This window comes from Actinomadura barringtoniae (assembly GCF_017573505.1).
GTDB classification, from domain to species: Bacteria; Actinomycetota; Actinomycetes; order Streptosporangiales; family Streptosporangiaceae; genus Spirillospora; species Spirillospora barringtoniae.
Window position 1 is genome coordinate 358,605 of sequence record NZ_JAGEOJ010000006.1, and the last position, 12,831, is coordinate 371,435.

The window sequence follows — 12,831 nt, forward strand, 5'->3', positions numbered from 1 at the left end:
GTACGCATCCGGGCGCTCGCCGGGACCCTACGAAAGTAGGGACCCGACCCGACGTGCGTCGGTGCAGGTCCATCCGTTGCGCGCTGCCGCCACGCCGACGCCGTCGGCTCGAATCGAGCCATGATGCTACGGCTCACTCTCCGCAGCCTGATCGCGCACCGGACCAGGCTGCTCCTCACGGCGATCGCGGTGGTCGCCGGGGTCGCCTTCGTCGCGGGCACCCTGATCTTCTCGGCCACCCTGGACCACACGTTCGACCGCGCCTTCGACGAGCTCGGCCAGGGCACCGACGCCGTCGCGCGCTCGCACAAGGCGTTCGACGACGAGCTCGGCTCGCGCGACACCGACCGGCCGCTGCCGGCCTCGGCCCTGGCCGCGGTACGGCGCGCGGACGGGGTCGCCAAGGCGCACGGCGTGGTCAACGGGTTCGCCGCGGTGGTGGACGGCAAGGGCAGGATCGTCGGGGGCGAGCCGCAGGTCGGCACGGACTGGTACGGCGATCCCGACCTGTCACTGATGCGCCTCCGGTCGGGGGCGCCGCCCGCCGCGCCGGACGAGATCGCCATCGACGAGAACACCGCCAAGGCCTCCGGCTACGAGCTCGGCGACCAGGTCCCGATCGCGCTGGCCTCCGGTCGCCGGACGTTCCGTCTGGTGGGCGTCTTCCGCTACGGCAGCACGATCTCCGGGCAGCTCACCGTGACGGCGTTCGAGCCCGCGACGGCTCAGCGCCTCCTGATGGAACGGCCCGGTTACTCGCAGATCACCGTGCACGCCGAGAAGGGCTACAGCCAGGAGCAGGTACGCACGTCCGTCGCCGCCGCGCTCCCGAGCGGGTACGAGGCGATCACCGGGCAACAGGCCATCGACGAGGTGGCCGCGCCGCTCAAGGACGTCCTCAAGGCCCTGCGAACGATTCTGCTGGCGTTCGCGGTGATCGCGGTGTTCGTCGGATCGTTCATCATCTTCAACACGTTCTCGATGCTGGTCGCGCAGCGCACCCGCGAGATGGCCCTGCTGCGCGCGGTCGGCGTCTCGCGCGCGCAGGTCACCCGGGCGGTGCTCGGCGAAGCGGTGGGCGTCGGGCTCCTCGGCTCGACGCTCGGCCTGGTCGCGGGCGGCGGCCTGGCGATCGGCCTGGCCCGGCTGATGTCGGCGGTCGCGGGCGAGGACCTGCCGTTCGAAGGCCTGGTGGTGCCGCCGGCGGCGGTGATCGGTTCGTACGCGGTGGGCCTGCTCGTCACGGCGGCCGCCGCCTACGTCCCGGCGCGCCGCGCCGCGCGCGTCCCACCGGTCGCCGCGCTGCGCGACGACGCGACGCTGGCGGCCCGTTCGCTGCGCCTGCGCGCGGTCACGGGCGGCATCGCGCTGGCGGCCGGCTGCGCCGCGATGATCGCCGGCCTGAACGGGAGCGGGAAGCCCGCGCTCACTCTCGCGGGCGGCGGCGCGATGACGTTCTTCATCGGCGTCACGACGCTGAGCCCGCTGATCAGCAAGCCGCTGACCTGGCTGATCGGGTGGCCGTTCGCCCGGTTCGGCGGCGCGGTGGGCACGCTCAGCCGCCGCAACGCGCTGCGCGACCCGCGGCAGACCGCGGCGACCGCGTCCGCCCTGATGATCGGCCTGGCGCTGATCGGCACGGTGTCGGTGATCACCCAGTCCATGTCGGTCACGGTGAACCGCCAGCTCGACGCGGGCCTCACCGCCGACTACCGGATCACCGGTCGCAGCCAGGTCACCCCGGTCGGGCCGGAGACCCTCGCCGCCGTGCGGAAGGTGCCGGGCGCGCGGGACGTGGTCGCGATGCGCACTGCGCGCTTCCGGATGGGCGGCAAGGTCCAGGCGGCGACGGCGGGCTCCCCCGCCCGCCTCGTGGCGCACTACCGCCTGCGCATGAGGGCGGGGCAGGCCGCGGTGCGCGGGACGGACGTGCTGGTCAGCGGCACGACGGCGGACGCCGAGCACTGGCGCGTCGGCACCGTCCTGCCGGGCGCGTTCCAGGACGGCGCGGCGACCACGTTCCGCGTCGCCGGGATCTACGACACGGCCAAGACCCTCTCCGACGTCGCACCCGGCATGATCATCGACGATGCGGCGTACGGCCCGCACGCGGCCGACCGGGCGATCGACCGCATCGAGGTGACCGGCGCGAGCTGGGGCGCGCTGGAGGCGGCGCTCGCGCCCTGGCCGAATGTCAAGCTCCAGGACCGGTCGCAGATCAAGAAGGCGGCGGCGGGCGGCATCGACCTGTTCCTCAACCTGGTGCTGGCCCTGCTGGTGCTGTCGGTCGTCATCGCGGCGCTGGGCATCGTCAACACGCTCGCGCTGTCGGTGGTCGAACGCACCCGCGAGATCGGGCTGCTGCGCGCGGTCGGGCTGGACCGCCGCCGGCTGCGCCGGATGATCCGGTACGAGGCGGTCATCATCTCGGTCTTCGGCGCGGTGCTGGGCCTGGGAATCGGCGTGGTCTTCGGCGTCACCGTGCAGAACGCGATGGCCGAGGACGGGGTGACGACGCTCGCCGTTCCATACGGGCGCCTTGGTCTCTACGTCGTGGCGGCGGCGTGCGTCGGCGTGCTCGCCGCGGTCTGGCCCGCCCGGCGCGCAGCCCGGCTGAACGTCCTCGACGCGATCACCGCCACCTAGTGCGATCACGGCAGCCGGTGCGCCGGGTCGGCGTCCAGCGCCGCACGCACCGCCGCGACGCCCTGCCCCGGCGCCACCTAGTTCGCCGCGCAGGTCCGAGATCCCATGGGGCTGGTGAGGAACCGGACTCAGGGCGGGAATCCAGTCGAAACGCGGGCGCAACACTCCTCAGATCTCATTAGCTCGGCTAATGAAGAGGAGTCACATGCGCAACACTCATTACAGGCGAGGTGCAGCCGCTCTCTCCTTCGGGGCGCTGATGGCGACCGTGCCGTCGGTCCCTGCGGCGCACGCGGACGCGCTTCCCGATGTCACCAATGTCGGCGTGGCGCAGCTCAGCCGGTGGCTGGCAGGAGGCAAGGTCACCTCGGCTCAGCTCGTGCGGGCGTACGAGGCGCGGATCAGGGCCTACGACGACCGGGGACCCCGGATCAACGCGGTGATCAGTGTCAACGCGGGTGCGTTGAAGGAGGCCGCACGGCTGGACGCCGAGCGCCGTAGCGGCAGAGTGCGTGGGCCACTGCACGGAATCCCGATCCTGCTCAAGGACAACTACGACACCGCCGAGATGCCCACCACCAACGCCTCGATGGCGCTGAAGGGCATGCGCCCGGCCGACGACGCCACACAGGTCGCGCGGCTGCGGAAGGCAGGCGCCATCGTGCTGGGGAAGACCAACCTGCACGAGTACGCCTACGGGATCACCACGATCAGCTCCCTGGGCGGTCAGACCCTCAACCCGTACGGGCTGAACCGCGATCCGGGCGGGTCCAGTGGCGGTACCGGCGCGGGAATCGCGGCGAGCTTCGCGCCGATCGGGATGGGCACCGACACCTGCGGCTCCATCCGCATCCCGTCCTCGCACAACGCCCTGGTCGGGCTGCGGCCCACGCTGGGCCTGTCGAGCCGCGACGGAATCATCCCGATGTCCCAGACCCAGGACACCGGAGGCCCGCTGGGCACCTCGGTCCGCGACGTCGCGCTCGTCCTGGACGCCACGGCCGGGTACGACCGGAAGGACCCGATCACCAAGGCGAGCATCGGCAAGACCCCGCGCAGCTACCTGAGCGGCCTGTCCTCCCACGCTCTCCAGGGCCGCAGGATCGGCGTGATGAACGGGCTGTTCCTGGCCAAGGGCGACCAGAAGGAGACCAGCCGGCTCGTCCGTGCGGCAGCCGGGGACCTCAAGGCTCAGGGCGCCACCCTGGTGAACCTCGGGGCCCAGACCGAGCTGCTGACGACGATGGACGCGGCGAGCGTTGTCGCCTCCGAGTTCGAGCGGGACCTGAACGCCTACCTGGCCTCGCCCGGCCTGCGTTTCCCCAAAGGCCTGGCTAGCCAGACCGCCCCGTACGACAAGGTGACCCTGGCCGACATCGTCGCCACCGGCAAGGTCACCCCCTCCGTACTCAAGCTCATCAAGCCGCTGGTGGGCACCACTCCCAAGCCCGGCACCAAGCGGCAGGCGGCCTACCGTACGGCCCTGGCCAACCGCGCCAAGCTCCGCGCGGGCCTGACCGACCTCTATCGCGCCAAGCACCTGGACGCCATCGTCTACCCCACGATCACCCAGCAGGCACAGCCGATCGGGCAGGACCCGGCCAAGGACCCCAACCGCAACTGCCAACTGTCCGCGCACACGGGCTTCCCGGCGCTGAGCCTCCCGGCCGGCTTCACACCACAAGGAATGCCGGTCGGCATGGAGCTCCTCGGCACCCCGTTCAGCGAGCCGAAGCTCCTGGGCATGGGCTACGACTTCGAGCAGGCGACGCGGCACCGCCGCCCGCCGGCCTCGGCGCCGCCCCTGGAGTAGCCGTCGCCCACGTGAGCCGGCCGGCCGGCGCGCCAGGTCCAGGCGCCTCAGATGGCTCCGAGGGTGCCGTCGCGTGCGACGACTCGACCGGCCTTGATGACCAGTTCGCGAGGCGGGCGCGCGACGACGGCCTCGGCCGGTGTCTCCGCCGACACGACCACGATGTCGGCGGGGGCACCGGGGTTCAGGCCGTAGGAGGCCAGGCCGAGGGCGCGGGCTCCGCCGTGGGTGGCGGCCTCCAGGGCGAGCTCGATGTCCTCGTCCCGGCGGAAGGTGTTGCGGTAGGCCAGGTGCATGGCGCGCTCCAGCATGTCGCCGGTGCCGAACGGGCCCCACAGGTCGCGGATGCCGTCGTGCCCGCAGGCTACGTTGGCCCCGGCTGCGCGCAGCTGCTTGACCGGCGCCACGGGGAAGTCGTAGACGGCGCACGTCACCATCGTCACGCCCGCCTCGGCCAGCCTGTCGACCAGCGCGGCCCGCTGTCCCTCGGCGATCTGCGGCAGGGCGTACCCGTGGCTGATCGCGACCTTGCCGCCGAGGCCGGCGGCGAGCGTGCGTTCGATGATCAGCTCGAACTCGAACGCGCCGAGCGTGCCGCCGTCGTGCAGATGGATGTCGACGCCCGCGCCGTAGCGCTCGGCCAGGCCGAAGATCAGGTCGAGCTGGCGAACGGGGTCGCGGTCGAACCCGGCGGGGTCGATGCCGCCGATCGTCTCGACACCGTTCTTCAGTGCTTCTTCCAGGAGTTCGGCCGTGCCCGGGTTGACCAGGACGCCGTGCTGCGGGAACGCGACCTGCTCGATGGCGATCCTGCCGTTAAGACGTTCCGCTGCCGCCCGCACCGCCTCGACGCCGCGCAGCCCGACCTCGGGGTCGACGTCGGTGTGCGAACGGACGTAGGTGGTGCCCGCCACGACCATCCGCTCCAGGAGGGCGGTGATCCGGTCGACGTCCGGGATGCCTAGCTCGCCGCGCCGGTTACGGTCGTTGGAGATGCGTTCGGCGAGCGGCTCACCCGCCGAGTGCGGGACCCACGGCCCGCCGTACAGCGTCTTGTCGAGATGACAGTGCGCCTCGACCAGGCCCGGCAACAGCAGCCGCCCTGGCACGTCGATGACCTCGGCGGACGTGGCCGTGACGGCGCCGGCGGACGTGGCCGTGACGGCGCCGATCTCGGCGATCACACCGTTCCGGATCAGGACGTCCGCGGTCTGGACCGCCTCACCCGGCGTCCGCCAGACCCGCCCGCCGCGCAGCAGCACCTCGGCCATGCACCCCACCTCCGTGGCGACATTATGCGGGAGATCAGTCGGCGTGGGGCAGATCAGGCGGCCACGGCCGGGCTCCCGTCGATCACGTCCTGGAGGGCGCGCACACCCATGGCGATCACCGGGTGCTCGCGGCTGCCGCGGCGCACACAGGTGAGGAGCCTGCGGGTCGGCCGGGACTCGCCGGTCAGCGGAACGCGGACCACGCCCGGCAGCTGGAGGCCGTCGATGAGCCTCGGGATGAGCGAGACGCCCATGCCGTTGGCGACCAGCGACCAGATCACCGTCCAGGTGGTCGCCTCGTGCTCGATCCGGGGCGTGAAGCCCGCGGCGGAGCAGTGGACCATGAGCTGGCGCTTGTGGTCGCAGCCGTCGGGGTCGGACACGATCCAGGCCTCGTCCGCCACGTCCTCCAGGGTCACGGCGCCGCTGCCGGCCAAGGGGTGGCCGGCGGGGACGGCGAGGTCCAGCGGCTCGTGCAGCAGCGGGCGCTGGTCGAAGCGGGGGTCGCCTGGGGGCGGCGCCTCCTCGGTGGGCTCGATGATCGCCAGGTCGGCCTCGCCCGCCAGGAGGAGTTCGAGGCTGACGTCGGTGTCGCATTCGCGGACCAGGACGCGCAGGTCGGGGTGGGTTGTCTTGAGGCGTCCCGCCGCCGGGGCCAGGAGACCGGCGGCCGCCGTGGTGAAACCGGCCATGCGCAGCGGGCCGGTCTCGCCGGCCCGGTGCGAGTCCAGGTCTGCGAGGGTCTGCTCCCATTGGGAGAGCAGGGTGTCCGCGTGACCGAGCAGGACGTGCGCCGCCTGGGTGAGCCTGACGCGGCGGCCCTGGGGTTCGAGGAGCGGGATCTTGAGCTCGCGGGAGAGTTCGCGCATGTGGTGGGAGACCGCGGACGGGGTGAGGTGCAGGACCTCGGCCGCGGCGGTGATCGTCCCTTGCCGGTGGACGACGCGGAGCATGTGGAGTCGGCGCAGGTCGATCATGAAACCATTGTGCACATATTCAGCGGAAAACGTGAAATAGACCGCAACGGTTGGGCGGGGTGAGACTACTGGCATGAGCCAGAACACGATCATCTCCCGGCACACCACCAGCCAAGGCGTCGTCACCTGGAGCCGTTGTGTCTGTGGCCGCCTGCAGATGAACATGACGTCGTACGACGGCAAGACGCTCACCGCGGGCGGCCACGCTCACTGCTCGTCCAGGATCAGCTCGTAGTGCAGGGTCTTGTAGCCCTTGAGCTTGTGGACCAGCGGGACCATGACGCCCTGCTGGACGGGGTGCTTGCGGGCCAGCAGGCGCCGGACGGGCTTGGCCTCGGCATCGTTCAGTAGCCGGGTGGTGCCCTTGCGGGCCGCGCTGGTGACCTTGCCCTTGTAGGTGCTGTGGGCGACCTCTACCTCAGGGTTGTTGCGCAGCCGCCTGGCCTTCCACGCCTTGTCGTAGGTGCGGAAGAACGCGTGGCCGTCCTGGACGACGACGTTCACCGGAGTACCGACCGGGGTGCCGTCCTTCTTGAAGGTCGTCAGGAGAACGGTCTTTTGCGTGGCCAGGCTTTCCAGGGTCGGGACGCTGTTCGGGGTGCTCGTGTTCATTGCGGGCCTCCTCTTGGGTGTCTTGCAACCCCGGAGACGCGAGCGCTCCCGCAAACGTGACATGCCTGGAAAAGAAACAGAGAAATATTGCAGCGAGCCGGTCCTCCGGGCGCCACCTTCGGGCCGGCTCGCTGCAAGTCCTTATGGGCGGAGGGCGGAGGCCTCCTTGGCCAGGGATTCGATGCGGTCCCAGTCCCCTGCTCGTACGGCATCGGCGGGGGTCAGCCAGGAGCCGCCTACGCAGCCGACGTTGCCCAGCGCCAGGTAGGTGGGTGCGCTCTCCGGCGTGATGCCGCCGGTGGGGCAGAACCGGACCTGCGGCAGCGGCCCGCCCAGCGACTTCAGGTAGGGAACGCCACCCGCCGCCTCGGCAGGGAAGAACTTCATCGTCGTGACGTCGTGCTCCAGCAGCGCGATGGCTTCGGAGGCGGAGGAAACGCCCGGTAGGAAGGGCAGTCCGGTCGCGTTCATCGCCTCGCGCAGCGCGGGCGTGCAGCCGGGGCTGACCAGGAAGCGCGATCCGGCGGCCTTGGAGCGCTCGGCGTCGGCGGCCCGTACGACCGTTCCGGCGCCCACCACCGCGTCCGGCACGTCGGCGGCGATGCGTTCGATCGCCTCCAGCGCGGCGGCCGTGCGGAGCGTGACCTCGATGACCGGCAGGCCGCCCGCGACGAGCGCGCGGGCCAGCGGCACGGCGGCGCCCGGGTCGTCGAGCACCACGACCGGGATCACCGGGGCCAGGTCGAGCAGTTCTTCGGCGTTCACACGAGCTCCATGGCGGTCGGGGACGAGGTCTGGGCGAGCCGGGCGGCGGCGCCGACCAGCGCGGGGCCGGAGTGCATGATGATCGCGGTCGGGATCGCGCGGATGTACTCCTCGACCCGCGGCTTGGCCTCAAACCTACGTCTGAAGTCGCTCTTCTCGAGAACGTCGGTGATCCGCGGCAGGATCCCGCCGCCGAGGAAGACGCCGCCGCGGGCGCCGAGCGTGAGCGCGGCGTTGCCGGCGAACGCGCCCAGCAGCGCGCAGAACATCTCGAGGGTCTCGGCGCTCAGCGGGTCGCGGCGTTCGCAGATCTCGGCGGCGGTGCGGGCCTCGGCCTGGATGCCGTGGATCATGCTGAGGAAGCGGTGGAGCCTGGTGAGGCCGTCGCCCGACAGCAGGTACTCGGCGTTCGCCGCGCCCTGCTCGGCGCGCAGCAGCCGCATGACCTCGACCTCGGCGTCGGTCCCGGCGGGGATGTCGACCTGGCCGCCCTCGCCGGGGTTGGGGATCCAGCCGCTCGGCGTGGGGATCAGCGCCGCCACGCCCAGGCCGGTGCCCGGGCCGAGCACCGCGAGCGGCGCCGTTCCGTCGCCGCCGGGCAGGGCGTCGCCGCCGACCGCGTGCAGGTCGGCCGGCGCCAGGTTGGGCAGCGCGTACGCGAGGGCCTCGAAGTCGTTGATCACGTCGACGTGCGCGAGACCGAGGCTCGCCCGCACGTTCTCGGCGGTGTCGGGCTCCCAGTGCGCGTTGGTCAGGCGGTACGCGCCGTTCACGACCGGGCCGGCGATCGCCAGGCACGCGGCTCCGGGCGTGACGTCGGAGGCGTATTCGGCCAGGTAGGCCGCAGCGGCCTCGGCCATCCCGGCGTGGTCGCGGGTCGGCAACGTGTACACGCGGGTCGGCGCGGCGCCGGGCCCCTCGATCAGCGCGAAGCGCGCGTTGGTGCCGCCGATGTCGGCGACGAGCCACGGATAACTGGCGCTCATCCGAACACCCCCGTTCCTGCAGAACCATTGGCCGTAGTGGTCGCACCGACAGGGGCGGCTGCGGAGGCGGCTGCGGGAGTGCTGAACGTTCCGGCGGTGCCGAAGACGCCCGCGCCTTGCTCGGCGGGGCCCACGGCTCGGCGGAACGCGTGGAACAGTTCGCGGCCGGTGCCCGACCACTCGTCACCGGGCGCGCGCCCGGTCGCTTCGCGGGCGGCGAACTCCTCGTCCGGCACCAGTACCTCCAGCAGTCCCTTGTCGGCGTCCAGCCTGATCATGTCACCGTCGCGGACCCGGGCGAGAGGGCCTCCGGCGGCCGCTTCGGGCGACACGTGGATCGCGGCGGGAACGGCGCCGGACGCGCCGGACATGCGGCCGTCGGTGACCAGGGCGACGCGGTGGCCGCGGTCCTGGAGAACGGCCATCGGCGGGGTGAGGCGGTGCAGCTCGGGCATGCCGTTGGCGTGCGGGCCCTGGTAGCGGACGACAGCGACCATGTCGTGGTCCAGCTCGCCCGCGGAGAAGGCTGCCTGCAGCTCCTCCTGCGAGTCGAAGACGCGGGCGGGCGCCTCGATCAGCCGGTGTTCCTCCCGTACGGCCGAGACCTTGACCACCGCACGGCCGAGGTTGCCGCTGACGGTGTGCAGGCCGCCATGCTCGTCGAACGGGTCGGACACCGGCCGCAGCACGGAACGGTCACCGGACTCGGCCGGAACAGGCCGCCAGGTGAGACGTTCGCCAGCGCCAGCGGCGCTGTTCTCGGCCGTGGCCGAGGCGGCCGAGGGGGCCGAGGGGGCCGAGGGGGCGCTGCCGTTGGGGGCGGGCTCGGGGGGCAGGGTGGGGGTCTCGCGGTAGGCGGACAGGTTGGTGCCGCCGACCGTACGGGCGTCCTCGTGGAGGAGGCCGGCGTCCAGGAGTTCGCCGATCAGGTAGGCGGTGCCGCCGGCGGCGTGGAAGTGGTTCACGTCGGCGGTGCCGTTGGGGTAGAGGCGGGTGAGCAGCGGGGTGATCTTGGACAGCTCGTCGAAGTCGTCCCATGTCAGCTCGAGGCCCGCGGCGGCGGCCATGGCGACCAGATGCAGGGTGTGGTTGGTGGAGCCGCCGGTCGCCAGGAGCGCGACGACGCCGTTCACGAACGCCTTCTCGTCCAGCATCTCGCCGACCGGCGTGTACGCGTCGCCGGCCAGGTCGGTGATCTCCAGGACGCGGCGGCCCGCCTGAGCGGTGAGGGCCGCACGCAGCTCCGTTCCCGGCGGAACGAAGCTGGCCCCCGGCAGGTGCAGGCCCATCACCTCCATCAGCAGCTGGTTGGAGTTGGCCGTTCCATAGAACGTGCAGGTGCCCGCGGAGTGGTAGGACGCGGACTCGGCCTCCAGCAGCTCCTCACGCCCGATCTCCCCGGCGGCGTAGCGCTTGCGGATCTTGGCCTTCTCGGCGTTCGGCAGCCCGGAGGACATCGGCCCGGCGGGCACCAGGATCGCGGGCAGGTGGCCGAACGACAGGGCACCGATCACCAGCCCCGGAACGATCTTGTCGCAGACCCCGAGGAGCAGCGCGCCGTCGAACATGTCGTGCGAGAGCGCCACGGCCGTGGCCATCGCCACCACGTCTCGGCTGAACAGCGAGAGCTCCATCCCGGCCCGGCCCTGGGTGATCCCGTCGCACATGGCGGGCACTCCCCCGGCCACCTGCGCGGTGCCGCCCGCCGCGGAGATCGCGGCCTTGAGCACGTCCGGGTAGTCCTTGAGCGGCTGGTGCGCCGAGAGCATGTCGTTGTACGAGGTCACGATGGCGACGTTCGGCGTCACCTCGCCCCGCAGCTGCAGCTTCTCCAGCGGCCCGCAGGCGGCGAACCCGTGCGCGAGGTTGGCGCATCCCAGCCCGGAGCGCGCGGGTCCCTGCGTCCGTGCGGCGGCGATGCGGTCGAGGTAGGCGGCGCGCGGCCCGGCACTGCGGTCGGCGATACGCCGCGTGACCTGGGCCACGACGGGATGAATGCTCATGATTCGGAAAACTATCGACACTTCGGCATGTGAGGCAACCCACTTATGAACGGTTTATTACCAAAGTCTCTCATCTTGGTCGGGTCGACATACCGAAGACACCCGTGCTTCACTGAGCGGATGCGACGCCCGTCCACCAGTGGCGACGTGTTGCGCCTGATCCGCGAGGAGGGCGTGGACACCCGCGCCGAGCTCGCCCGGATCACCGGCCTGTCCCGGCCCGCGGTGACGTTGCGCGTGACCGACCTGATCGCGCGCGGCCTGGTGGTCGAACGCGCCGACGGCACCTCCACGGGCGGCCGTCCGCCCCAACGCCTGGAGTTCAACGCCGAAGGCGGCGCCGTCCTGGTCGCCAACCTCGGCAAGTCCCGCGGCCAGGTCGCGGTCTGTGATCTTGCGGGGAACGTTCTCGCCGAGGCTGACACGCACCTGCCCGCCGCGCCCGCCCGCGCCCTCGACTACCTCCTGGATTCCTGGGAGAAGCTGCTCGGCCAGGCCGAACTCGCCCCCTCCGCCGTACGGGGGGCGGGCATCGGCATCCCCGGCATGGTCGAGTTCGCCTCGGCCGAATGGGACGGCACCCCCATCAGGCCCGCGATCGCCGCCCGTTTCGGCGTCCCCGCGTACCTGGACAATGAGGCCAACATCGCCGCGCTGGGCGAGCACCGCGCCGCCTACTCCGACCTGGACGACCTCCTGTTCGTGAAGGTCTCCACCGGCATCGGCGCGGGCCTGATCTCCGGCGGCCGGATCCAGCGCGGCGCCCTGGGCGCGGCCGGCGAGATCGGGCACGTCCCGGTCCAGGACGGCGGCGGCGTGATGTGCCGGTGCGGCAACCTCGACTGCGTCGAGGCCGTCGCCGGCGGCACCGCCCTCCTGGCCCGTTCGAACGCCCCCGACCTCGCCACGTTCGCCGCGCTGGCCCGCGAGGGCGACCCCGAGGCCGTCGCCCTCGTCCGCCAGGCGGGCCGCCGCATCGGCGAGGTGATCGCGACCGCGGTCAACCTCCTCAACCCGGCCGTCGTCGTCCTCGGCGGCGACCTCACCGGCGCGTACGAAACGCTGATCGCCGGCGTCCGCGAGGTCGTCTACAGCCGCGCCACCGCCCTCGCCACCCGCCGCCTGCGCATCGAGCCCAGCCGCCTCGGCGACCGCGCGGGCCTGGTCGGCTGCGCCGTCATGGTCCTCGACCACATCCTCGCCCCCGAGGCCGTCGACGCCCCTTAGAGCCTTCGTTAGTGCCTGTCGGAGCGGTTGAAGACGGCCTCTCGACGCAGCGGGAGATTGAGAGCTTGGATGCCTTCGATCACCTCGGCGGCGGTCAGAGCGTGCTCGGGGTCGGTCATCCACTGCACCATCAGCCCGGTGACCAGCGCCAGCTGGACGGCGCCGACAGTACGGGCCTGGCTGTTCGCCACCATCATGGTGATCAACACACTGGTCGCAGCCACCACCGGCCGCCGCCAGAACCGCCTCATCGGCGCGACCCCCGGCAGGTACTGCAGATGGTCGCCGGCGAGGCGCCGGTACTGGCGGCCACCGGCGTCCTGGCCGGCACACTCGCCTCCCTCGTCACCATCATCCCGTTCAGCATCGCCCGCTCCGGCTCACCCATCCCCCACGGCAACGTTCTGCTCTACCTCGCGGTCGTCACCATCGCCGCCGTACTCGCCCTGGCCACCAGCCTGACAGCAGCCCGCCGCACACTACGCACACCGGCCATCGACGCAGTGACCGCCTGACTCCCCCTGATCGAGT

The 12,831-nt window shown here is 71.8% G+C and carries 12 protein-coding genes; 5 read left to right on the forward strand and 7 right to left on the reverse strand.

What is annotated here, in order from left to right; genetic code table 11:
* Positions 1-120 precede the first annotated feature (120 nt).
* Positions 121-2,646 (forward strand): ABC transporter permease, encoded by a 2,526-nt coding sequence (locus J4573_RS16970; RefSeq protein WP_208256456.1) that lies wholly within the window; start codon positions 121-123, stop codon positions 2,644-2,646.
* 205 nt (positions 2,647-2,851) lie between these two features.
* On the forward strand, positions 2,852-4,459 hold the full coding sequence (locus J4573_RS16975) for an amidase family protein (protein WP_208256457.1): 1,608 nt from the start codon (positions 2,852-2,854) through the stop codon (positions 4,457-4,459).
* 47 nt (positions 4,460-4,506) lie between these two features.
* Here J4573_RS16975 and J4573_RS16980 read toward each other — a convergent pair whose 3' ends face one another.
* Both J4573_RS16980 and J4573_RS16985 read right to left on the reverse strand, forming a co-directional pair.
* On the reverse strand, positions 4,507-5,730 hold the full coding sequence (locus J4573_RS16980; RefSeq protein ID WP_208256458.1) for an amidohydrolase family protein: 1,224 nt from the start codon (positions 5,728-5,730) through the stop codon (positions 4,507-4,509).
* Positions 5,731-5,783: 53 nt separating this feature from the next.
* Entirely contained in the window at positions 5,784-6,707 is a 924-nt protein-coding gene (locus J4573_RS16985; RefSeq protein ID WP_243773108.1) for a LysR family transcriptional regulator, read from the reverse strand.
* Positions 6,708-6,780: 73 nt separating this feature from the next.
* Between J4573_RS16985 and J4573_RS16990 the strand changes: the two genes are divergently transcribed.
* Entirely contained in the window at positions 6,781-6,942 is a 162-nt protein-coding gene (locus tag J4573_RS16990) for a hypothetical protein (RefSeq protein ID WP_208256459.1), read from the forward strand.
* Here the strand turns inward: J4573_RS16990 and J4573_RS16995 are convergent.
* From J4573_RS16995 to J4573_RS17010, 4 genes are all read right to left on the reverse strand, one after another.
* On the reverse strand, positions 6,915-7,319 hold the full coding sequence (locus J4573_RS16995; protein WP_208256460.1) for a PPOX class F420-dependent oxidoreductase: 405 nt from the start codon (positions 7,317-7,319) through the stop codon (positions 6,915-6,917). The two genes, J4573_RS16990 and J4573_RS16995, sit on opposite strands and share 28 nt — an antisense overlap.
* Before the next feature lie 141 nt (positions 7,320-7,460).
* On the reverse strand, positions 7,461-8,084 hold the full coding sequence (gene eda / locus J4573_RS17000; RefSeq protein WP_208256461.1) for a bifunctional 4-hydroxy-2-oxoglutarate aldolase/2-dehydro-3-deoxy-phosphogluconate aldolase: 624 nt from the start codon (positions 8,082-8,084) through the stop codon (positions 7,461-7,463).
* A complete protein-coding gene (glk, locus tag J4573_RS17005) occupies positions 8,081-9,070 on the reverse strand; it encodes a glucokinase (protein ID WP_208256462.1) in 990 nt (329 codons plus the stop codon). Before glk ends, eda begins: the two co-directional genes overlap by 4 nt.
* Complete coding sequence (locus J4573_RS17010; protein WP_208256463.1) at positions 9,067-11,073, reverse strand: dihydroxy-acid dehydratase domain-containing protein; 2,007 nt, start codon at positions 11,071-11,073, stop codon at positions 9,067-9,069. Before J4573_RS17010 ends, glk begins: the two co-directional genes overlap by 4 nt.
* 120 nt (positions 11,074-11,193) lie before the next feature.
* On the opposite strand from J4573_RS17010, the gene J4573_RS17015 reads away from it, so the two are divergent.
* Complete coding sequence (locus J4573_RS17015) at positions 11,194-12,300, forward strand: ROK family transcriptional regulator (RefSeq protein ID WP_208256464.1); 1,107 nt, start codon at positions 11,194-11,196, stop codon at positions 12,298-12,300.
* Positions 12,301-12,308: 8 nt separating this feature from the next.
* On the opposite strand, the gene J4573_RS17020 is transcribed toward J4573_RS17015, so the two are convergent.
* A complete protein-coding gene (locus J4573_RS17020) occupies positions 12,309-12,509 on the reverse strand; it encodes a hypothetical protein (protein WP_208256465.1) in 201 nt (66 codons plus the stop codon).
* A 69-nt stretch (positions 12,510-12,578) separates the two neighbouring features.
* Here J4573_RS17020 and J4573_RS17025 point away from each other — a divergent pair, with 69 nt between their 5' ends.
* A complete protein-coding gene (locus J4573_RS17025; protein ID WP_208256466.1) occupies positions 12,579-12,815 on the forward strand; it encodes a hypothetical protein in 237 nt (78 codons plus the stop codon).
* Positions 12,816-12,831 lie beyond the last annotated feature (16 nt).